At 36.7% G+C, this 23,027-nt stretch carries 22 protein-coding genes; 7 read left to right on the plus strand and 15 right to left on the minus strand.

What is annotated here, in order from left to right; genetic code table 11:
• Window positions 1-23: 23 nt before the first annotated feature.
• Window positions 24-410, plus strand: coding sequence for an ectoine synthase (locus KS419_RS16920; RefSeq protein ID WP_217067571.1), 387 nt, complete (start codon window positions 24-26; stop codon window positions 408-410).
• A 142-nt stretch (window positions 411-552) separates the two neighbouring features.
• Here the strand turns inward: KS419_RS16920 and KS419_RS16925 are convergent, their stop codons facing one another.
• From KS419_RS16925 to KS419_RS16935, 3 genes are all read right to left on the minus strand, one after another.
• Window positions 553-1,170 carry a cyclase family protein gene (locus KS419_RS16925; RefSeq protein ID WP_217067572.1) on the minus strand — a complete coding sequence of 206 codons (618 nt, stop codon included), beginning with the start codon at window positions 1,168-1,170 and terminating at the stop codon, window positions 553-555.
• Between the two features lie 25 nt (window positions 1,171-1,195).
• Complete coding sequence (gene zwf / locus KS419_RS16930) at window positions 1,196-2,686, minus strand: glucose-6-phosphate dehydrogenase (protein ID WP_217067573.1); 1,491 nt, start codon at window positions 2,684-2,686, stop codon at window positions 1,196-1,198.
• Between the two features lie 160 nt (window positions 2,687-2,846).
• Window positions 2,847-3,836, minus strand: a complete 990-nt coding sequence (locus KS419_RS16935) for a ring-cleaving dioxygenase (protein WP_217067574.1) — start codon at window positions 3,834-3,836, stop codon at window positions 2,847-2,849.
• 160 nt (window positions 3,837-3,996) lie between these two features.
• Between KS419_RS16935 and KS419_RS16940 the strand changes: the two genes are divergently transcribed.
• The gene (locus KS419_RS16940; protein WP_217067575.1) at window positions 3,997-5,064 is read left to right on the plus strand and encodes an AbrB family transcriptional regulator; all 1,068 of its coding nucleotides are present in this window, start codon (window positions 3,997-3,999) and stop codon (window positions 5,062-5,064) included.
• Here KS419_RS16940 and KS419_RS16945 read toward each other — a convergent pair.
• Together KS419_RS16945 and KS419_RS16950 are read right to left on the minus strand one after the other, a co-directional pair.
• The gene (locus KS419_RS16945; RefSeq protein ID WP_217067576.1) at window positions 5,061-5,957 is read right to left on the minus strand and encodes an FtsZ/tubulin family protein; all 897 of its coding nucleotides are present in this window, start codon (window positions 5,955-5,957) and stop codon (window positions 5,061-5,063) included. The genes KS419_RS16940 and KS419_RS16945 overlap by 4 nt on opposite strands.
• A gap of 282 nt (window positions 5,958-6,239) precedes the next feature.
• Window positions 6,240-6,446: an alpha/beta-type small acid-soluble spore protein gene (locus KS419_RS16950; protein WP_217067577.1), complete on the minus strand. Its 207-nt coding sequence runs from the start codon at window positions 6,444-6,446 to the stop codon at window positions 6,240-6,242.
• A 261-nt stretch (window positions 6,447-6,707) separates the two neighbouring features.
• Between KS419_RS16950 and KS419_RS16955 the strand changes: the two genes are divergently transcribed.
• Together KS419_RS16955 and KS419_RS16960 are read left to right on the plus strand one after the other, a co-directional pair.
• Window positions 6,708-7,835 carry a GAF domain-containing sensor histidine kinase gene (locus tag KS419_RS16955; RefSeq protein ID WP_217067578.1) on the plus strand — a complete coding sequence of 376 codons (1,128 nt, stop codon included), beginning with the start codon at window positions 6,708-6,710 and terminating at the stop codon, window positions 7,833-7,835.
• Window positions 7,832-8,476, plus strand: a complete 645-nt coding sequence (locus KS419_RS16960) for a response regulator (protein ID WP_246594225.1) — start codon at window positions 7,832-7,834, stop codon at window positions 8,474-8,476. Before KS419_RS16955 ends, KS419_RS16960 begins: the two co-directional genes overlap by 4 nt.
• Before the next feature lie 136 nt (window positions 8,477-8,612).
• Here KS419_RS16960 and KS419_RS16965 read toward each other — a convergent pair whose 3' ends face one another.
• Window positions 8,613-9,932, minus strand: coding sequence for a serine hydrolase domain-containing protein (locus tag KS419_RS16965; RefSeq protein ID WP_217067579.1), 1,320 nt, complete (start codon window positions 9,930-9,932; stop codon window positions 8,613-8,615).
• 200 nt (window positions 9,933-10,132) lie between these two features.
• Between KS419_RS16965 and KS419_RS25000 the strand changes: the two genes are divergently transcribed.
• Together KS419_RS25000 and KS419_RS16980 are read left to right on the plus strand one after the other, a co-directional pair.
• Entirely contained in the window at window positions 10,133-10,726 is a 594-nt protein-coding gene (locus KS419_RS25000) for a peroxiredoxin (RefSeq protein ID WP_380086810.1), read from the plus strand.
• Between the two features lie 204 nt (window positions 10,727-10,930).
• Window positions 10,931-11,989: a sulfite oxidase gene (locus KS419_RS16980; RefSeq protein ID WP_217067580.1), complete on the plus strand. Its 1,059-nt coding sequence runs from the start codon at window positions 10,931-10,933 to the stop codon at window positions 11,987-11,989.
• A 289-nt stretch (window positions 11,990-12,278) separates the two neighbouring features.
• On the opposite strand, the gene KS419_RS16985 is transcribed toward KS419_RS16980, so the two are convergent.
• The 4 genes from KS419_RS16985 to KS419_RS17000 form a co-directional block, all read right to left on the minus strand.
• A complete protein-coding gene (locus KS419_RS16985) occupies window positions 12,279-12,905 on the minus strand; it encodes a CAP domain-containing protein (RefSeq protein ID WP_217067581.1) in 627 nt (208 codons plus the stop codon).
• Between the two features lie 201 nt (window positions 12,906-13,106).
• Window positions 13,107-14,000: a serine hydrolase domain-containing protein gene (locus KS419_RS16990; protein ID WP_217067582.1), complete on the minus strand. Its 894-nt coding sequence runs from the start codon at window positions 13,998-14,000 to the stop codon at window positions 13,107-13,109.
• 84 nt (window positions 14,001-14,084) lie between these two features.
• Entirely contained in the window at window positions 14,085-14,861 is a 777-nt protein-coding gene (locus tag KS419_RS16995; RefSeq protein ID WP_217067583.1) for an SDR family oxidoreductase, read from the minus strand.
• Between the two features lie 152 nt (window positions 14,862-15,013).
• The gene (locus KS419_RS17000; protein WP_246594226.1) at window positions 15,014-15,436 is read right to left on the minus strand and encodes a DUF4395 domain-containing protein; all 423 of its coding nucleotides are present in this window, start codon (window positions 15,434-15,436) and stop codon (window positions 15,014-15,016) included.
• 321 nt (window positions 15,437-15,757) lie between these two features.
• Between KS419_RS17000 and KS419_RS17005 the strand changes: the two genes are divergently transcribed.
• Window positions 15,758-16,282: a hypothetical protein gene (locus KS419_RS17005; protein WP_217067584.1), complete on the plus strand. Its 525-nt coding sequence runs from the start codon at window positions 15,758-15,760 to the stop codon at window positions 16,280-16,282.
• Between the two features lie 512 nt (window positions 16,283-16,794).
• Here the strand turns inward: KS419_RS17005 and KS419_RS17010 are convergent.
• The 5 genes from KS419_RS17010 to KS419_RS17030 form a co-directional block, all read right to left on the minus strand.
• On the minus strand, window positions 16,795-17,091 hold the full coding sequence (locus KS419_RS17010; protein ID WP_217067585.1) for a hypothetical protein: 297 nt from the start codon (window positions 17,089-17,091) through the stop codon (window positions 16,795-16,797).
• Between the two features lie 176 nt (window positions 17,092-17,267).
• Window positions 17,268-17,660, minus strand: a complete 393-nt coding sequence (locus KS419_RS17015) for a gamma-glutamylcyclotransferase family protein (protein ID WP_217067586.1) — start codon at window positions 17,658-17,660, stop codon at window positions 17,268-17,270.
• 190 nt (window positions 17,661-17,850) lie between these two features.
• Window positions 17,851-18,792 (minus strand): AAA family ATPase, encoded by a 942-nt coding sequence (locus KS419_RS17020; protein WP_217067587.1) that lies wholly within the window; start codon window positions 18,790-18,792, stop codon window positions 17,851-17,853.
• Between the two features lie 169 nt (window positions 18,793-18,961).
• A complete protein-coding gene (gene adhE / locus KS419_RS17025; protein WP_217067588.1) occupies window positions 18,962-21,565 on the minus strand; it encodes a bifunctional acetaldehyde-CoA/alcohol dehydrogenase in 2,604 nt (867 codons plus the stop codon).
• Between the two features lie 401 nt (window positions 21,566-21,966).
• Entirely contained in the window at window positions 21,967-23,007 is a 1,041-nt protein-coding gene (locus tag KS419_RS17030; RefSeq protein ID WP_246594227.1) for an aliphatic sulfonate ABC transporter substrate-binding protein, read from the minus strand.
• Between the last annotated feature and the right edge of the window lie 20 nt (window positions 23,008-23,027).

Genomic DNA, 23,027 nt, shown 5'->3' on the forward strand with positions numbered 1-23,027 from the left:
ATACAATATAGGAGGAACTAAATATGAAAGTTGTTAAACTACAAGATATTATCGGATCTGATCAAGAAGTGAAAGGGGAAAACTGGACCAGTCGTCGCCTATTACTTGAAAAAGATGGCATGGGATACTCTGTACATGACACCATTATTAAAGCAGGTACTGAAACTCACATTTGGTATAAAAACCATCTAGAAGCTGTTTACTGCATTGAAGGGGAAGGTGAAGTGGAAACATTAAAGGACAATAAAATCCATCCTATCTCTGCGAATACACTTTATTCACTAGACGAAAATGATGAGCATTTATTACGGGCTAAAACAGATATGCGGATGGTTTGTGTCTTTAATCCGCCAATCACCGGACGTGAAGTTCATGATGAAAATGGTGTTTATCCGCTAGTGAAAGAATAAGGTAACGAGATTATTATAATTATGAGTTTTATCTGATTGTACTTCAAAAGAATATTATTTGCCTTAAGTATGTAAGGTTATCAGACAGAAAAAAAACAGGAGTGCTAAAATGCACCTCCTGTTTTTTTCTGTCTATAATCAATTATTTTAGCTCATCTATTAAAATTACTCTAGCCGGGGAGGCATCTGTTCCTACCATTTTTAGTGGTGCAGCAATCATGAGATATTCTCCTTGGTCCACTTCCTTTAAACGTAGTCCTTCGATTACGATAACACCACTATTGAATAAAATTTTATGAGTTGGATGACCAGGCTGGCTACGTTCGACTCCCAGTGCATCAATTCCTACCCCGCGTATTCCCTTCTTAGCAAGAAAATTAGCCCCATCTTCAGCAAGAAATATAAAATCAAAATTAAATACCTCATCAAAAGAGTTTCTCGTCTTAAAGATAACAAAATCCTTTTCCTCAATCTGGTATGATTCTAGATCAGATGCTTTAATTCGATCCTTCACATGTGTTAAATCAAAAACTTTACAAGGTCCCACAAGCTCATTTATGTCAATGGTTTCAAATGTAGGTCCGTCATTTATCATATGTAGCGGAGAGTCAATATGCGTTCCTGAATGTAAATCCATATCTATTCTCGATTCTGTGACATGCCCATTAGTTACAGTGGATATTTTCGGCTGTTTTTCCGATTTATTTTTATAAACAGGCATCCCTTCATATATTGATGAACTTATATCAATTACTTTCATAAATAGTCACTTCCTTCTTTATATATTACACTTCTTTAATTGGCCACCATTGGAACCCATCTTTTCCTAACAAGTCATCCGCCTCTTTCGGTCCCATGGACCCTGAATCATATAAAGGGATTTGCTTTGTACTTGTTACCCATCCTTTCGAAATTTCGTCTACATAAGTCCATGATAATTCTACCTCATCCCAATGGGTAAAATTGGCAGCATCTCCTAACATGCAATCCAAAAGCAACCTCTCATAGGCTTCAGGAGTGTTTACCGTATCTATACCATCGTTACTGTAGTCTAATTGAACTGGTGTAGTTTCGCCAGATGGTCCAACTTTTTTTCCATTTAACACCAAGGAGATCCCTTCATCAGGCTGTATGTGAATGATCAGTATATTAGGATGAATTTTCTTCTGGTTCTTATTAAAATATAAATTTAATGGAAGCTCTTTAAACTGAATAACAATTTTAGTGGATTTCAGCCCCATCCTTTTTCCAGTCCGGATATAAAATGGAACACCCGCCCACCGGTGGTTATCAATTAACAATTTTCCTGCAACAAAGGTTTCCGTCTTTGAATTTGGATCAACATTTTTTTCACTTCTATAACCTGGAACTTCATTTCCCCGTATTATTCCAGGACCATATTGTCCCCGAACAAAATAGTTATCCACTTCTTCTCCGTTTACCATTCTTAATGCACGGAGAACTTTTATTTTTTCGCTTCGAATTTCGTCAGTAGATAATCGAATCGGTGGATCCATAGCTAAAAGCGATACCATTTGGAGCATGTGATTCTGTACCATATCCCTAAGTGCCCCAGAAGTCTCGTAATAACCACCACGATCTTCCACTCCTAACGCTTCACTGGATGTTATCTGGATATTGGATATATAGCGATTGTTCCATAATGGCTCAAACATGGCATTTGCAAATCGAATTACTTCTATGTTTTGTACCATTTCTTTTCCCAAATAGTGGTCAATCCGATAAATGTCATCTTCATTAAATGCCTCCCTTATATCTTCATTTAACTTTTTAGCAGATGAAAGGTCATGACCAAATGGTTTTTCAATGACAAGTCTTGTCCAACCGTTAGCCTCCGTTACCCCCTCTGATTTGAGGTTAGAAGCAATCGTACCAAAAAACTCTGGAGCCATTGCCATGTAAAAGATACGATTCCCTGGGATATTATAGTCTCCCTCTAACTGGGTCAATTGTTTCTTTAACTCATGGTAAGATTCTTTTCCAGTTACATCAAAGGGGAGATAATTAAAATGGTTTACGAATCTGTCCAACTTATCTTGCTCCACATCAAAAACGTCTGTAACTGCCTCACAGACTTTTTCTCTTAAAACTTCGTTGGTCCACGGTCTTCTGGCAACACCAACAACTGCAAACTCTTCTGAGATATTACCCTTTCTATAAAGATTAAAAATTGACGGAAATAATTTTCTTTTCGCTAAATCCCCTGTAGCCCCGAATATTACTATCGATGTTTTAGGTTGATCTGGTATTTTCATAAGTCAGAGCTCTCCTTTACATTTTACAATAGACATTTATTTTAAGTAATCTGAAATACTACAACACTTATTCTCGTGATAAAAAAATAAGAAAATTAAATATTTTTTATCTCACATAAAAACCAAGCTTTATTATATAGCTTGGTCTTTTTCATGTAAATTATTTTGTTTTTGTATTTAAAGGTTTCAATTTTGCTTCAATGGATTTCCTTTGGTTCTCAAAATAAGGAGGGAGAGCAAGAGATTCCCCTAAAGTATCAAAATCTTCATCGGTTTCAAAACCCGGTCCGTCTGTTGCAAGTTCATATAGAATTCCATTTGGCTCCCTAAAATAAAGGGATTTAAAATAATATCTTTCCACAAACCCTGAATTAGGAATGGCGTTCTGATTTAGTCTGTTAATCCATTTGGTTAATTCCTCTTCATCTTCCACTCGAAAAGCCACATGATGAACACTTCCCCGTCCAGATCTCTCCCGAGGCAGCTCGGAAAGTTCCAAAACATGTACTTCCGCTCCAGTTCCCCCTTCTCCTGTTTCATAAAGGAAAAATTCCCTCTCCATTCCATCCACAATTCCCTTATAAGACCCTTTCTTTCGGAAACCCATAATCTCTGTTAACATCTGTTCGGTCAGTTCTAAGCGTGATACGGTTAAGATGACTGGTCCTAAGCCAATAATTCCATACTCCACTGGAACGGTACTCTTATCCCAAGGTTTTCCCCCTTCGACACCTGTATTTGTTTCATCAGATACAAGGATAAGACGCTGATTTTCAAAATCCTTAAACGCTAGTGACGCTCTTCCACTCTCATGAGAGATTTCATCGTGTTCTATTTTGTATTCTGTAAATCTTTTTTTCCAATATTGAAGTGCTTTATCTGTTGAAACTCTAAGGGACGTGGCAGTAATACTGTTCGTTCCCATTCTTGTTTCTGCTGCATTAGGAATCTCAAAGAACGTTAAATCAGTACCAGGATTTCCCCTTTCATCGGCATAAAACAAATGATACACAGAAGTATCGTCCTGATTTATTGATTTTTTAACTAAGCGTAAACCTAATATCTCCGTATAAAAATTGTAATTATTCTTTGCATTCGCTGTAATTGCAGATACATGATGGATTCCCTTTAATGCTTTTACCAACGTCATCACTTCCCATCCCCTTAACTTATATTAAGTATGTTACTTACTAAAGTATAGTATACTGCGATCTTTTTGTAAACAGATAAATACCACTCTTCAACCTATTATTTCAGTATGAGATTCTTTCTATGGTACAATCTTATTATTCTGTTTAAGGAGTTCTTGTATGTTTCCATTACGACTGGTACAGGTTTTTAAAACAGTATTGATTGGGTTTATTGGGGGAATCCTCTTTTACATAGTGAACCTCCCTTTACCGTGGGTATTGGGAGCAATGACGATAATTATTTTATGGAATAGCCTCCCAAAAAGCACTGTTCTTCTTCCTGCGCCTTTAAAAAACAGTGGTTTATTAATTATAGGTTCTTATTTTGGTTTATATTTTACAAAGGATACATTCTTAACCGTTGGACCATATGTCATTCCATATATAATTGTAACTGTAGTATTAGTGTTTATTGGCATCTTCAACAGTTTACTCGTAACAAGATGGATACCGGTTGATCGGATAACAAGTGTTTTTGGGTCTATTCCAGGGGGATTAACCGAAATGGTCATTGCTAGTGAATCATTAAAAGCCCAGTCCTCTTTAGTTGCCATTTTTCAAACCGTCCGGTTATTGACCGTTCTCTTTGTAGTGCCACTTATCGTCGTTCACTTTTTCTCAGGGGAAACTTTCCAGATAGAAGAGATAGTCAATCAAGAACCCGTCCAAAATCACTATGTATATTATTTCACATATATAATACCCATCTCTGCTGGTATTCTTTTAAGAAATCTTCTACCGGCAGGGATTGTCATTATTCCATTAATTTTTACGGCAATCTTGAACATCAGTATTATAACATTGCCTCCTCTCCCTACCATATTACTTATATTCGCTCAAGTTCTCATCGGTATTGGTATAGGAAAGAATATCTCCATATCCCAAATCAAACAAGGGGGGAAATATTGCTTCGTTTACTTTCTATTGGCTATCATGTTAATCCTCCTATCCTTCTTGTTTGGAACAGTGTTTGCAGCAGTAACGGGTCTTAATTTACCAACAGCACTACTGAGTGTTGCCCCTGGAGGTCTCATTGAAATGGTTTTAACAGCAACTGCCGTAGGTGGTGATCCCGGGATTGTCAGTTCCTTACAATTAGTTCGGGTGCTATTAATCATCATACTAGTTCCTACCATTTTAAAATGGTATTTCCTAAAAAAGAGCAAAAAAACAGGCTCCAGTTCTTAGAGGAGCCTGTCCTTTTTTATGGTTTCAACGGTCTTATTCATTACGGAAAACCAGTCAGACTGTTTATCTTTTTGGGTGACTTTTTTCCATTTATTCATAAACCAATAACGATAAAGTGGAATATTCTTTGTCCCTTCTGGTTCTTGAAATGGATCCGAGATCCCATTTGCCAGCAAGGTTACTTTTAAACTCTTCCCAGGTTGATTAATTAAATAACTTCCTACCTTGAAGATCTCCATTTTGTGAAAGAGATCATTTATTCGAAGGTTAATTTGCCGAAATGCATTCATATCCACATCAGTTGTATAGCCTATATTTACCATTAGCTGTTTACCATCCGCATATTCCTGTGATAAATAGGGAGTGGAAATTAAATATTTTAACGGCTCGTCAAAAGAATCACCTTCTATTGTACGGACAAACAATGCCCCATCTTTCTTCTTTATAAAAGACTGTAAATCCTGAAAATCTATATTTATATCCCCCGTTTGCCTTACCATTTCTCCAATAGCCTGAATCGGAGATTTTTCAAATTCTTCAAACAGGATATTCGCCTCCCTGATCGACGTCCCCTCTTCTAACAACTCCATCATTCCGTCACTATAGAAGTATATGACTGAATCACATACCTTTTTTAATTTATAATACTGTTGAATAGCAATGTCCATTCGTTGTTTTCCCTCAAACCGAAAAGGGAATCTGAATATACCAAAAACAATGGTTTTACTATCACGCAAGCGGTATAACTGCTTAAATATTTCGTCATTTTGACTGGTATTTCCACCGACAAAACGAAAAAAGCAAATATTTTCCCGATTATGGGTTAACAAATAATCGATATCTTGCTTATGTATCTCTTGCTTCAACTGATATACTGTCACTGACTCCTCCATTATTGACACATCCCTCCTCTTGTCCCAATTATACTCAGTAATAATTGAGAATGTTGTCATACTCCGTCGTTCATTTTCATTAATTTTGTCAGAAAGTATAAGAAAAGCGCAAACGCCTATGTGTCTTCCTCTACTAGTATTTCGAAGAAGTGAATCCGTTCTTCGGGCTAAACGCTACATCCTGTGGCATACCGGAAGGTGCCAATATTTATAAATTCGCTTATCTTTCGAAGAAAAAAATAAGGAGTACAAGGTAGACCCTGTACTCCCATTTCCATTATATTAACCTTTAAATCCTCCAAATTGTTGCTCTGCTTGTTGAACTAGGCGCTTCGTAATTTCGCCACCTACTGATCCATTTGCTCGTGCAGGAGAATCTGGCCCAAGGTTTACACCAAATTCTTGTGCAATCTCATACTTCATTTGATCAAGTGCCTGTTGCACACCAGGTACTACAAGATTGTTTGAGTTATTGTTGTTTGTTGCCATGATACATTCTCCTTTCGAATTTTGTGTACTGATATCTAATTAATATCAGTGTAGGCATAGTGTTTATGGCATGGCAAAAAATATGAATGTTATTTTTATCCAACTGATATATAACCCTCAAAGACGTGTGTTCAAAGGAGAAAAACTTTTCGATATTTAATAATGTTAGATAACGATTCCCAAGTAATAATTATATATTTTTTTACAATTTGCACTTTGATTCGTGTAAAATAAAAGCAAATTTCCATTACGGAGGTTACTATGGATCAAAACCATGAATTGCTTTTACTTAAAAATATTGCTGAAATCCTGAATACTGAAACAGACATGTTGCCAATGCTTCAACAAGTTCTTGACCGTCTATTGCAATTAACAAAATTAAGTACTGGATGGATTTTTTTAGTGGATGAAGAACACTCTTTTCAGTTAGCAGCACATGCATCATTACCAGAAGCACTCTCATTTCAAAATAAACGGTATATGTGTGAAGGAGGATGCTGGTGTCTTGACCGCTTTAAAGATGGTAAGCTTTTAAAAGCCACAAATATTATTGAATGCCAACGTATTGAAGGTGCCATTACAAATGCACGTGGAGATACAAACGGTATCACCCACCATGCATCTATTCCGCTAAAGTCAGGTGATGAATTATTTGGTCTAATGAATGTGGCATCCCCTCACAAACGGAATTTTTCTAATTCCGAACTGGCAGTTTTGGAATCCGTGGCATTTCAAATTGGTACTGCAATTCAACGGATTCTTTTATTTGAAAAAGAGAAAAATTATCATATCATTGAGGAAAGAAACCGATTAGCTAGGGATTTGCATGATACAGTTAACCAACTTCTTTTTTCCATTATGTATACGGCAAATGGAACATCATCATTAACAAAAGAAAAGAAAGTAAAAAAATCCTTAACTAGGATTCAACAAATGTCAAAAGAAGCATTGGCTGAAATGAAATCTCTTATATGGCAACTGCGTAACGAAACAATGGAAGACGGACTGAAGGAAACATTCAGCCGTTATGGTGTAAATCTTGGTTTATCCATCAATTATACGGCAGAACTCCCCTTTGCTCTCTCAGTGCCACTAAGGGAAGTACTTTGTAAAATAGGAAAAGAAGCCATAAACAATATTTTTAAACATGCAAAGACAGATAAAGTTCACATTTCCATTTTTCATCAAAATAATTCACTAATCATGGAAGTAAAGGATGATGGAATTGGCTTTGAAGAGGACAAAATTTCAACTGGTTTTGGTTTAACAAGTATGAGAGAGAGAGCTAAATTGGTAAATGGAGAATGTGACATCACTAGTGGACTGGGAAAAGGAACTAAGATTTCCGTTACTATTCCATATGAAACGAAGGAAGGGATAAAAGGATGACCATCAAGTTACTCATTGTAGATGACCACCACGTGGTCCGACAAGGTTTAAGTTTTGTTCTTGAACAGCAGGAGTCGTTAACAATTATTGGTCAAGCGTCAAATGGTCTAGAAGCCATCCAATTCATAGATACTAATCAACTACCTGACCTGGTCTTACTTGATTTATCCATGCCAAAAATGGATGGGGTAGAAACAACAGCAATCATTAAAAGGAAAAACCCTGATATTAAAATAGTAGTCCTAACCAGTTTTGATGACCAGGACCACGTTATTTCTGCAATTAGGGCTGGAGCGGATGGTTATTGTTTAAAAGACACATCACCAGAAGATTTAGTGGCAACCATTCACGAAGTTAATAACGGAATTAAAAAAGTAGATTCCAAAGTGGCAACCCACCTATTTCAACACGTCAGTAAACCAGCTGATGAGGAAACATTGGCAATAAAACAATTAACGATCCGGGAAAAAGAAGTATTGATTGAACTTTCAATGGGTAAAAGCAATAAAGAGATTGCCGAGACCCTTTTTATTACAGAAAAAACTGTCAAAACCCACATTTCCAATATATTTTCTAAACTTCCTGTACAAGATAGAACTCAAGCTGCACTCTTTGCCGTAAAGCATGGCATTGCAAATTAACTATAAAAGGTTTACTGGGATAAAGATGAAAGAAGGAATCTCCATTGTAATAAAGTAGAATGGAGATTCCTTTAATTAAATGTTAGAAATCACGAAATTTATAAAGAAACATCCTTTTTGTATCATTTTAATAGATTTACCTTTCTCTTCGAAGGAACATTCGTGATCCAAACAAGATTGCCCAGGCCTTTTCCTCTCCTTTAAAAAAGAAGGTAATTGGTTTTTCTAATTTTTTTATTAACAGAGTATCTTCCTTAACTAGTTGGAGTGAAAATTCTTGTCCATTTGTACTCAAAGTAGGATGATGATTTTTTAAATAAATGGCTGCATATCCACCTTCTTTTGACGTGTACGTCCCTACAAAACGGTTTAATTGATCGAATACTATATCATCCTTATGCTTATACTCCACACGTTTTTGCTCAAGTGGAATTTGTAATGCAGTATTCACAGCCGCTAGCCATATATCATTGGCTGCTACATTTGAAACATTGCACAATACCACCACTACAAGTCCAATCTCTGGAATAAAGCCAACATTTGAAGACACTCCTGGCTGACCTCCTCCATGCTCTACTAGAGTATAAGAGTTATAATTTGGAGTTACTTTCCATCCAAATCCATAATAATTGTTCTCTGTAATCTTAAAGGGGTTTTCCCACATTTTCTTTACTACATTGGAAGCAGGAATTTTACCGTTCTCCCTTTTTTCATGACAGTATACTTCTCCATATTTCAGCAAGTCTAACGCGTTTGAACGTATTCCTCCACCAACTTCATAATTTCCGAGGATCGGCCAAGGATTTTCTTCCAGGCTTTCTGTTTCCATATTCCAAACATAAGGTGTACTAACGTTATCATATTTAGCAACTTCTTCTAAACTCATTGTTGTCCTAAACAGTTGTAATTCATTTAAAAGCACTTCTGTAATATATCTTCGAAAGAGTTTTCCGGTTAACCTTTCAATTATTGCACCTAATAAAATAAAACTGTCGTTACAATAACTAAAATACTCTCCTGGTTTACCCAATACTTCATGGGGTTCGGAAGATAGGTAAACAATATGTTCCCTCAGTTTATTCAATTCCTCTCTTCTTTTCAGTGGTGCAATCCCCGTTGTATGGGTAAGGAGGTGGAAAATTTTAATTTCCTTCATTTCTTTTATACTAGGTATAACAAGTTCAGGCAAATGATCCACTACTGCATCTTCAATACTTAAACGGCCTTCTTCCTCTAATTTGATAATCGCTAGGGCAGTAAATGATTTGGTAACAGAAGCAATCCCGAATATCGTATCCAGTGTGACTTTGTTTTCACTCTTCAAATCAGAGTATCCAAATCCTTTTCCAAAAAGTAAATTTCCATTCCTAGATACAGCAACGGCAACTCCTGGTATGTGTTGTTCTCTCATTTTTTCCCTCAAATATGATTCAAAGTTTCCCCAGTTCAAAATCATTCATCCCTCCTGTCAGATCAATTATATACTCCTGTTACTATTCCACAAAATTGATTCTTTTCCTTTGTTTTGTTCTATACTAATGCTTTTTCTGTTTACGAATGAACAGTCTAATGGGAGATGGAATATATTATCATTGTCTAGATTTTAAAACGAAGGTGATGAGATTGGACAAAAAAAGAGATCAACAAGGTTTATCAATCAATGATTTATCCAACGGTGCACCACCGTTTTTAGCCACGCTCGGGGATGTTGCTCCAAAATTCACTCAAAAAGCAGTGGTTAATGATGAAATAAAAGAGGTCAAATTAGAAAGTTATCGTGGATCATGGGTGATTTTGTTCTTTTATGGTAGTAATTTCACATTCGTTTGACCTACTGAATTAGCAGCAGTTGCTGCTTTATATGATGAGTTTAATTCTTTTAATACAGAAATACTTGGAATAAGTACAGATAGTGTTTACGCACATAAGGTTTTTAAAGATATATCATCTTCTGCAAAAAAAGTGCAATACCCATTAGTTAGTGATCGAAACCAAAGAATTAGCAAGGCATACCGAGTTCTGAATGAGAATGGAGGGTCTGCCCACCGTGCCACTGTTATTATTGACCCGAAAGGTTTTATCGTTTCCAAGATGTTGTATCCTTCCGAAGTAGGAAGAAATTCATATGAAATCCTCCGATTGATAAAGGCTCTTCAATACGAGGCTGAGACAGGAAAAGGTGTACCTGCAAATTGGCTTCCCGGGGAATCCGGCATAGATCCTAAACCTAGTGACATAGGAAAATATTAATGAATATTTATGAGGCTGGAACAAAAGTGTTTTTAATCAAGTGAACTTGCACGAAAGATAGAATTATTTCTACATTGTGTATTGTTCGTCTTCTCAGTAAAACACTTTAATTGTGTCCCGGCCTCTTTGCCGTACTAATTCATAGTTCTAACATCTTTATCTTTTGATATATATAAAATAGATTTTTTTAGGGAGGAGAAACAAATGGGAAAACAAAGTAGTCGCCCGTTTTTGATGACACGGAATCTTCATCCTGAAGTCCAAGAATCACCAATTCATTTTTTGAAGAAAAACATTATCTCAAATGAGTTTTTTTACATACGGAATCACTTTCCGTACCCGAATATACATCAAGGAAATTTTGAAGTTACTATTGAAGGGAATGTAATGTATCCCTATCATTTTCACTTAGCTCAACTCCGACAATTACCCTCAGTAACCATTGACCTGGTATTGGAATGTGCAGGTAATAAACGTTCTAAATTTTCACCAAAAGTTCATGGAGAACAATGGGAAGATGGAGCAATTCATCAAGGGAGTTGGAGGGGAGTCCCATTGAAAGATTTATTGGCAATTACCGGTATTGGCCAAGGGGCTAAGGAAGTCTTGTTTACTGGCCACGATATGGGGGAAAAGGGCAAGTCTCCACATGCGTCCTTCTCCCGAAGTCTTCCAATAGAAAAGGCACTTCATCCTGATACCATCATTGCGTATGAATGTAACGGTAAGGAAATACCGTATAAACACGGTGCCCCTATCCGTTTAATTGTTCCTGGTTGGTACGCCATGGCATCAGTCAAATGGTTAAAAAGTATTGCTGTCATTAATCATCGATTTGATGGACCCTTTCAAACAGATGACTATGTTTATTACCCTCATCAAAACTCAAAAGAGGATTCGTTTCCTGTTACTAAAATTAATGTTAATTCCACGATTCAAAAACCATTGAACTATTCAAAATTAAAACGTGGGGAAAATCTCGTTCGTGGTATTGCATGGAGTGGAAATGGACCAATAAGTAAAATTGAAATCAGTTATGATAACGGAGTAACGTGGGAAAAAGCTATTAAAGAAAAAAATGGGGTTACATCTTTCTATGCTTGGGAGTCATGGACATATTTATGGAACATCGATAAACCTGGGGAATATGTCATTCTTTCAAAAGCTACAGATTCAACTGGATCCCAACCATTGGAACCTTTTTGGAATCAAAAGGGTTATGGGTATAATGCGGTACATAGGACGCATGTAAAAGTAGAATAATCTCTTTAGTAAGAAAAGCGCAAGCGCCTTGTCTCTTCCACTACAAGCATTGCTCTGGAGCGTATCAGTCCATCTGGCAGAACGCACGTCCTGTGGCATGCCCGATATTAGGACGTCCTGTCCGTTGAGGCAAATCGAAGATAACGCAAGGGCAGCATCGCTTGCTGCTACCGAAGTGAACGCTCGTTGCTGGAGCTAGAAAACTTACACGAAGGTGCCAAAACTTATAAATACTTATCTTATCAAAAAAACAGGCACGAGCTAATGCCCTCGCACCTGTCGATAGATATTATCTTGCTTTTATAAATAACTGCACCCATGCACCGCGATAAAATCCCACACCAATAGTATCAAAATTACCATTTAATATATTTGCCCGATGGCCGGATGAGTTCATCCATGAATTCATAACTTGTTCAGGTGTTGTTTGCCCTTTAGCAATATTTTCTGCAGCTGCTTGATAACTGATTCCAAATGTTCGTATCATATCAAATGGAGAACCATAATTAGGACTGTTATGAGAAAAGTAATTGGATTTAATCATATCCTCTGCTTTTCTATGGGCCACTCTTTTTAAATCTGCCCGATGCTGAAGTGGCTGCAATCCATTTCTTCTACGTTGTTGATTTACAAGGTTAACCACCTGATCTTCAAATTGTGAATGGTGTTCCGCAGCTTCCTTTAGCCGTATTACCTCTCCAACTTGAAGGTTATAGGGATCAATTTCTGGGTTAAGTTGCATTAATTTACGGTAATCCACATTATACCTTTGTCCAATAAACCAAAAAGAATCTCCAGGATATACCTTATAATGTTCAAATGGGGGATCATCGAAAAATTTAATCTGTTGTGCTCCTGCCATCATAGGAAATAAAAGCAAAAAGGCAATGGTTGTAAGTACAATTTTCTTAAGCATTCTATACCTCCACTTTTTATGTTTAGTATCTGTTGTCGAACATCGTAAATTTATTACTAAATTCACTCCCTTTCTGTGAGCCTGTAACAGAGCCTTTATTTATCAATGTCTTCCCTATATAGTTTGTTTATTATGATGAAAACCATGTATAAAAGTGAATTTTTTTTATCCAGTGTAAATTATTTTTGAATTAGTACCCCTTTACAGGATATCATTAACAAACCAACGATATGGCTTTACACCTTCTGCCTTTGTCATTTCACTAGTGAAAATAGTAATTAAATCCCTTCCAGGAACAACTATAATATATTGACCACCAGTTCCCGCAGCATAATAAAAACGGGACTGATTCGCTCTCATTGGAATATTGACCCACCAATGATACCCATACATTTGGCTCCCTATTTTTGTCTTCACATGGGGATTCGTAGATTTTTTTAACCAATCTTCTGAAATAATTTGTCTGTCCCCGTATTTCCCCTTTGTTAAACAAAGTTGACCAAGCTTTAATAAATCATTACTTTGTAATTTTAATCCGAACCCACCTATTGCATTACCCTGTGGATCGGTTTCCCATATGTATCTGTGTATATTTAAAGGTTTAAACAAATTTTTTTCTGCAAATTCTCTAGTTTCTATACCAGTAGCCATTTGTAAAATAAGACTTAGAAGATGTGAATTCCCACAGTTATATTGCATAACTTCACCGGCCTTATTTTGCATTGGTCGGTCTAAAATGTACTTTCCCCAGTTGTCTGCATTTTTTAGATTCTCATTTCCTGGCCAGTCCAGTCCGGATGTCATTGTTAATAAATGATCGATCCTAATTTCTTCTTTTCCATCTGTATTCTTTTTTAATAATGGAAAATAATTTGATATGGGCTCTTGGATACTTGGAATGTTTCCATTTGTAAGCGCAATCCCAATTAACATGGACAATATACTTTTTGTAATGGAATTCACTTTGTAAATTTCTGTTTCGGATCTGGATCTGAAATAACGAAACTCCTCTGAACCATTCCTATGAATAATGCAGGAGGTTACATTATTTTTCCTTAGTTGAGTTTCCAGTTCTTTATATTTATAAGAACTCATATGTAAGACACCTCCCCTTTTTCCGTTTATCACTTATCAAAACACCGACCTGCTTCAAGCCGGTGTTTCTATCTTTATTAGTGTTTAAAGTAATGATTCAGCCCCATCAATGTAGATTTCCGTTCCGGTTATATGACTTGAACGGGAAGACGAGAGAAATGACACTAATTCCGCTACTTGTTCTGGAGATCCTGGTCCATGTTCCAATGGCTCTGAACCTTCTGGATAATCAACTGGTATTTTTACTTCCTTTAAATTCCCCTTGGGAGTAGTGTTCTGACTAATATTCGTTTGGATCGCACCAGGACAGATAGCATTTACCCTTATTTTGTACTTTGCCAACTCCAGTGCAGCCATTTTCATGAATGCAGTCTGCCCTGCTTTTGATGTGCTATATGCAGCCATTCCTATATTGGAAAAAGTTCTATTCCCGTTAATGGAACTAGTTATAACAATACTCCCCCCATCTTTTTTCATAAGGGGAATGCTGTGTTTTACGAACAAAAATGTACTCCTTAAATTCGTTTCTAGCGTCTGATCCCATTCAGCAACTTCCATTTCCTCAATGGATGACAACGTTCCATTGATACCTGCATTCACAAACACCGTTTGAATACTGCCAAATGTATCTCGGACATAGTCAAATCCCTCTTTAACACGTTTCTCATCTTTCACATCAATGTCTAAAACCACTGCACCGCCACCATTCCCAGTGATTTCATCTTTTACCTTTTCAGCCCTGCCCTCTTTCAGATCCATTATACAAATGTCATAACCCTCTTCCGACAGCTTCAAAGCAGCACTTCTCCCAATTCCGGAACCACCGCCAGTAACAATAGCAACTTTTGGATATGTACTCATCAAATTCCCCCTAAAAACAGTTTAAATTAGTATTCAATCTTTTTACAAATTAATTCTCTAATTGATCATTTATTAGAGAAAGGGAATGAGTTCATTAAAAAAAGTAAGGTCCGGTATTCCTGACGGAGTACCGGACCTGTAGTTAAAAGTAATTAATTATTATGTCTCATCTTATAAGACAATCTTTTTATTTGATAATACATGAAACAACCGACACAAAAACCGGATAATGCTACAGCAGCAGCAATCGAAACCATTCCTGTGAACACCCATGCAATCCAATGACCAGAAACAAAGAGTATGGTTGTTGCAATTGCCAATAACGATGCTGCAATCGTCTGATTAAAGCGAAGCAATACAACTGCTTCCGTTTCGTCCTTTGAAAAATCCTTTATAAATATCTTTGCAATTCTCATGGCAAGGTTGGCTTTTGGTCCAAAAAGTAATGATGCGGCTACGAGAACAAGTGTCCCTAAAACTATCCACACATTTTGAAGAAAAATGGAAAGCAAAGTTAATATAACGAGCATTAATTGATTCGCTTTCACTAAAGTTACAGGGATTTCCTTCATCATAAAACACCTTCCTCATAATTCATATAAGATTACTATGAATTATGACAAAGATTGATTAAAAGCACAAGTACTTTGCATGAGAAAACAAGAAATAATTCAATAGTCCCACTTATGAACACTTGAGGTGTAAAAACAATTTTGTTTTTTGGAATACTGTAACAAAACTGGGGAAATTTCATTAAATACTAATAAAGGAAGTAAATGACTTGAAATGATTGCGGTTCTCTAGTAAAATCCTGTAATTGTGTGGGGAATTTTAAATACACAAACATTAGCTTTAAAAAGAATCCAAGAGTTAACCTTAAATAAGGAGGGAGATCTATGCTTTCCGGAAGGTCTTTTTTCGAACGGAAAGAAGACAAAAAGAAAGAAGAAATCATTGAAGAATTTGAAGAATTAGAGTTTCAAGTATACCGAATGAAGGAGAATCTTAGGGAGATAGCCAAGTCACATCAAGTTCTTGGAATTGATCAAACAAAAGAAGAAAAATGGGTTATCGTCTATGCGGTGGATGATGGAAATATATGCAGAATTATGCTGCATGATTGTGATTCACCCTATCTAGGAAAGTGGGATTTTTCCATCCATGCACAATATACCGATGACTTCATGATCCATATTGACGATATTCGTGGTCAGGAAAATTGTGGATACGGTTCTATATGTATGAAATTTTTAAAGGAGCATGCCCTGGAACAAAATATCAGTTTTATCACTGGTGATCTCGTAGAACGGGATTGGGACCATATTGACCGCCTTGTTCATTTTTACAAGAAGCATCAATTTCAAATAAAATTGGAAAACGATTCCTGTTCAGGGGAAATATATTGGAAACCGGCAATTTAAGAAAAGCAAAAGCGCCTATGAACACGAGCGTAGGGCAGTGGAGGAATGACAACTAGAAGTCCGATCTTTGACTTCGGTTGTCACTTCCGAAGTGCCCCGTAGCGAGTAGGCGGTGGAGCTAGACAACTTGACCGAAGGTGCAAAAACTTATACTTTCTTACCTTTTAAGAAAAGCGCAAGCACCTATGTGTCTTCCTCTTTTAGTATTTCAAAGAGTATCCGTCCATCGGGCAAAACGCCACGTCCTGTGGCATGCCCGATATTAGAGGTAACTTGAAGCTAACTCAAGGGCAGCATCGCTCGCGTGCTGCCAATTAAGTAAACGCTCGTCACTCGAGCTAGACAGAGATAAAAAAACTTATACTTTTTCTTTATAAAGGCTGGGACAAAAGTGGTTTAATCAAATGAAATCCGAATGATATGATACAATCATTTGCTACGGAAATATACAGCTATGATTGTGTATTGTTCGGGTTTTTCAATTAAACACTTTAGCTATGTCCCAGCCTCTTCTAATTTACCTTCATACGATTCCATTTATTCCTGTAATGAACTTTGTCAAACAAGAGAGTAATTATCGGGATCGCCACAAGAGATGTAATTATCATTGTAATACCCAGTCCAGCTAAAAATACGCTTGCTCCGGTTGTAACGGTTAGACTTATTGGAACAAGGAGGATTCCTATTAGCAAAATGCCTAATGGACAGAGATATTTCACCCACCAATTTACAGTAATACTATTGGTGAACATTGCTACTAATAAGTAGAAAATAGTGAGAATTGCTCCAAAAAAATACATGGATGGCATATAATTCGCTCCTTAATGATGACTGATTTTCTTCAAAAACCATTACTCTGAGCGTCTAGATAATTATCCTATGCAAAAACTACTTGTTCGCGTGTCATTGTATTCTGTCCTCCATACAACTTTAAATGAAAGACAGTCATTAAGGCAAATTAATAATTGTATATATATTTCTCTTCTTATTTATTATGCTGTTTCCAATCACCAGATTCTATTTTTGTTAAGAGCATATTTTCATTTTGAGGTGATATATAATATGTGAAGGCTTCTGTATGTTCATTATCATTGTTAAGTAATATTTTTTTACGTTCATATAAATTTTCAGATCCGTCTACTTCATAGCCTTCTAGCACATCTAGACTTGCCAGTACTTCATCATCCACTTCATAAATTTCTCCATAAATGTGATCGGTCCCCTTTTCTAAGAGAGCAGGATACCCTAACCCAGTATCATAAAGAGTTCCTGTTGTCCAAGCCTCATCAGATAGCAGGTTTGCAGAAGTTAGAAAGTGATGATTAACTTCACCCTTTCGTAATGTACCGTAAACAAAAACGTGATGTAAAACTTTCAATGCCGTCACTCTCCCACTAAGGTCTTTTTTAAAAACTTTATCAAACATTTATACAATTGTTAAGAATTATATTCACCGTAAAATAATTTATAAAAAATGCAGTATCCTTTGATATTGGATACTGCATTTCTTTTTTATATGAAAGTTAGTAGGAGTGTTGTTCACAAAACTGTGCTTGCCACCTATACAATTATGTGGCAGATTCCAACAACTCAATTCTTCTTGATTCTGTCTCGTTCAGTTTTTTTATTAAATCTCTTTCATCTTCCTTTATTCTATATAAAATACTTGTTACATTGTTTTTCATTTCCAACGCTTGAGTTAGCGAGTCATTTATCTTTCCATGAACCATCCAATCCACGATCAGTCCATCAAAAAAGTAATCAGCAAACGTTAAAAAGTTTCCCACTTCCAAATTCACATCCAACTGGGATTCCACATCAAGAAGTTCCTGTTGAAACTGTCTTAACTTATTTTGAGCACGATGAATGGCATCTTTCGCTGAATCTAGATGACTGTGCTTAATGGCTGTCGTAAGCATCCCTCCCCCAAACATGTCAAACGTTGACCAACCGCTAGCACTTTCTAATGACTTAATGGCTTCTTCTAATCCGTTTGAGGCAACTTCTCCCGCTTGAATGGCTTCGTCATATTCTTTTATTGCTGAACGCAGTTCTGCACCACGTTCCGCTAAATCATATAATTCTCTACTCCAATAGGATTGTGTGTCTTGAATAAGTACTTCTTTGTCCTGAAGTATTTCCTCGTACTCTATATCGGCATCTTCCACCGTTTTTAATAACTTCTGATATTCTGTTATTTCCTTTTTGAGATCTTCAACCGTGTCCATTGCTTCTTGATACTTTAATTTTGCGGATAAAACTTCTTGTTTCTCTTCGTCCAACTTTTCAAGTTTCTTCCCAGTGATACTATAAAATATGTTTGTAAGGGAAAAGCTTTCTAACCTTTCCACATCTTGTTTTTCTTTTTTTAGTTGATCTAGTAGCATATCAGCTTTCTGTTGTTCTTCTAGTAAATATGATTCCACCGTATGAAGATGACCCTTCCATTTATGCTGCCTTCTCTGTTTCTCCTTAACCACTTCAAGTCGTTTATTTAAATCTGAAAACAATTCCACCACTCCTCTCTGTCTTCTATACGATTTTACCAGTTTTATGTTTCATAGAAAATTGTTTTCCTGATATCACTTTCGTAGAATTCCACTTTCTTTCTAATCCAAAAAGCATCCCTCCATTCCAATAAACGGAGAGATGCTTGCACTTTTAACAAATACTATTTAATTAAACACCTTTATATGCGTTACGGTAGATTTCTGCTAGTTCTGTTACTAGTGGTAATTTAGGGTTAGCAGTTGTACATTGATCTTCAAATGCGCGATCTGCTAGATAATCCACTTTAGCTTCAAATTCTTGTTTAGATACACCGCACTCTGCAATACTCATTGTAATATCAAGTCTTTTAGCTAGTTTAGTTACCGCTTGAGCAAGGCTTTCTACGCCCTCTTCTGTTGTTTTCGCAGGTAAACCGAGCATTTTAGCAATTTCAGCATAACGCTCATCTGCTACGAAGTGTCCGTATTTAGGGAATGCAGCAAACTTCTTTGGTCGTGTTGCATTGTAACGAATCACATGCGGCATCAAGATTGTATTCGCGTGTCCATGTGCAATATGGAACTCTGCACCCATTTTATGAGCCAAGCTGTGATTAATACCTAAGAACGCATTGGCGAAAGCCATCCCAGCGATTGTTGATGCGTTATGCATTTTTTCACGGGCCAATTCATCATTTCCATTATCATACGCTTTTGGCAGATATTCAAACACAAGTTGGATAGCTTTCATTGCCAAACCATCAGTGTAGTCATTAGCCATAATGGAAACGTAAGCTTCAATAGCATGTGTCAGAACGTCCATTCCAGTATCAGCAGTTACCTTTTTCGGAACTGATTTTACATAGGTTGGATCGATGATCGCAACGTCTGGAGTCAACTCATAATCTGCTAATGGGTATTTAACATTGTTTGCTTTATCTGTAATTACTGAGAAAGATGTTACTTCAGATCCAGTTCCAGATGTAGTTGGTATTGCAATAAATTGAGCTTTTTTTCCTAAGTTAGGATATTTAAATACACGCTTACGAATATCCAAGAACTTTTGTTTAATGCCATGGAACTCAATGTCTGGGTATTCATAGAACAACCACATACCTTTCGCAGCATCCATCGGTGATCCACCACCAAGTGCGATAATAGCGTCAGGTTCAAAGCTTCTCATTAATTCCGCACCGGCCATTACTGTTTCAATAGACGGATCAGGCTCCACATCGGAGAATACTTCAATTTGAACTGGCTCTTTACGTTTGTTTAGGTAGTATTGAACTTTGTCAACGTATCCCATTTTCACCATGATTGGATCGGTTACAACCAGTACACGGGAGATGTTCGGCATTTTTTCTAAATATTGAGTTGAGTTCTTTTCAAAGTAAATTTTCGGTGGAACTTTAAACCATTGCATATTATTTTTCCTAATTCCTATCTTTTTAAAGTTTATTAGATTCACAGTTCCTACGTTTTGAGAAACGGAATTTTTCCCGTGGGATCCACATCCTAAAGTTAAGGAAGGAAGATATCCATTATAAATATCACCAATTGCTCCTTGTGAAGATGGACAATTATTTAAAATTCTACCAGCTTTCATACGAAGTCCGAAGTTTCTCATTACTTCTCCATCATTTGTATGAATAACAGCAGAGTGACCTAAACCACCAAACTCAAGCATTTCTTCTGCACGCTTAAAGCCTTCGTCTGTGCTATTTACTTTATAACAAGCTAGTAGTGGACTTAGTTTTTCACGAGATAGCGGATACGCTTCTCCAACACCTTTTAATTCTGCAATAAGGATTTTAGTATCAGGATCCACATCCACTCCTGCTAACTTAGCAATCTCAAATGCCGGTTTACCAACGATCGTCGCATTTACTGCACAAGCATTACCTGGGAAAACTAAAGCTTCTACTTTTTTAATTTGCTCTTTCGTTAAGAAGTGGCAGTTATTTTTGATTAATTCCTGTTTTGTTTCATCATAGATTTCTTTATCAATAATTACTGCTTGTTCAGATGCACAAATCATACCGTTATCAAATGTTTTAGAGAGGATAAGATCATTTACTGCTTGCTTGACTATTGCTGTTTTCTCAATGTAGCAAGGAACGTTACCTGGTCCTACGCCTAATGCTGGTTTACCAGTTGAATATGCTGATTTAACCATTCCAGCTCCTCCAGTTGCCAACACAACTGCTACACCATTGTGATTCATTAACTCTTGTGTTGCTTCGATTGAAGGAGATTCAATCCACTGAATACAATGTTCTGGTGCCCCTGCTTTAAGTGCAGCCTGATAAAGAACACTTGCTGCAGTAGAGCTACATTTTTGCGCAGAAGGATGGAAAGCAAAAATTATAGGGTTCCTAGTTTTTATAGCGATTAAGATTTTAAACATTGTTGTTGATGTTGGGTTTGTTACTGGCGTTACCCCTGCAACTACTCCGACAGGTTCTGCGATTTCAATCATTTCTTCATGTTCATTTTCAGAGATGATCCCTACTGTTTTGTTATATTTAATGGCGTTATAAATGTACTCTGTTGCAAAAATATTTTTAATTATTTTATCTTCATATACTCCACGTTTCGTTTCTTCAATCGCCATTTTTGCAAGGGGCATGTGTTGGTCTAATCCAGCTAATGCCATTTCCTTTACAATGGTATCGATGCTCACTTGGTCGTAGCTTAAAAATTGATCATAGGCTACCTTAGCATTCTTCACCAGTTTGTCAACCATTTCTGAAGCTGTGTTTACTTTCTTCATTTCTCTTTCTTCTACAGCCATTTTGAAGACCTCCTTATTCTTGTGATAACTCTCACAAGGTGAATATTATTTTTTGAAACTTACCATATGGTTTTTATTCTTAATATCTTGTTGCTTACAAGTTGATTATAAAACGAAAAACAGTGAAAATATATGTCATATTTGTGAAGTCCTTCACATTTTTGATGATAGCGTTTTCATTTTGAACATTTAGTGACTAAAATGTTCTAAAATATACTATACCATTAATTCTTTATGTTATTTCCCTTTGTTATATCTGGTTTTCTCCTATTACGGGTAGACTGTTATAATAATTTTTCTTTCCTGTTACACTTAAATAAGGATATACATCTTTGTAATAGTTTTTCTAAACAACAAAACCCCTCAGCACGTTTTCAGCTGAAGGGTTTTGTTCTCATATATTATTCACTTAATATGGCGTCAAGAATAGAGGTATCCACAAATCCGTCTAAGTCAGGTTCCACATCCATAAATTGCAATTCATAGGATGCTGTTGCCCATGCTTGGAGGGCTTCACCGTGAGTTTCTGTTGTTACTACCATTCTCTCCCAAGCTTTTTCCAAAACATGTTCAGGTAGTCGTGATTGGGTTAGGTTAAAGATTAAATCATTTACTGTATTTAATGTATCTGAAGTATTTTCATGTGCAAAGTCAACAGAACGTTTATGGGCCCTTAATGCCTGTTCGACGGCATCTGGATGGCTTTCTAAGAAATCACTTGAAGTAACAATAACAACACTGGCTAATTCTTTCCCTAAAAATACTTCGTTCCACTCAGTGACAACATTTGCATTATGTTCTTCCACTAATAAGGTACCCCAAGGTTCCGGGGCTGCTGCTGCGTCAATTTGTCCTTGCTCAAACATGGCTACCATACTTGCAGGGTTAACACGGGACTGATGTTCCACGGTTCCACCAAGACGGTTTGATTTTAAACCAATTTCATTTAGCATAATCTCTAACTGTACGTTATGAGTACAACCATTACCTGGTGTACAGAAGGATCCACCGTCAAAATCTTCTAATGTAAGAATTCCCGAATCCTCTCGTGATACAATAAGTGTAGCACCATTGGCTGCTGCCCCAATAACAACTACATCTCCACCTGATAAAAAGTAGTTTATGGCTGGTCCTGGTCCTACATATCCTAAGTCGATATTGCCTGCATCTAATGCATCAATAAAATCATTTCCATTTGGAAAATGAGTAAAGTCCACATTATAATTAACCAGTTCTTCTTCAAAATACCCCTTTTCCTTTCCAACTATTGCTGCTGCGTGATCTAAGTTCGGAAAGTAACCAATTGTGACATCCCCTGTTTTCTCTCCCCCAGTGTCACCTTCTGTAGATGTTTGTGATCCTTGTTGATCTTCCCCTTCACCACAGCCAACTAAAAGTAAAACTGCTGTCATTGCAATGAATACATTACGGATAATATTCATGTTGTTCCTCCTCTTATCTT

It is taken from the genome of Evansella tamaricis, from assembly GCF_019042215.1.
GTDB lineage: Bacteria > Bacillota > Bacilli > Bacillales > Salisediminibacteriaceae > Evansella > Evansella tamaricis.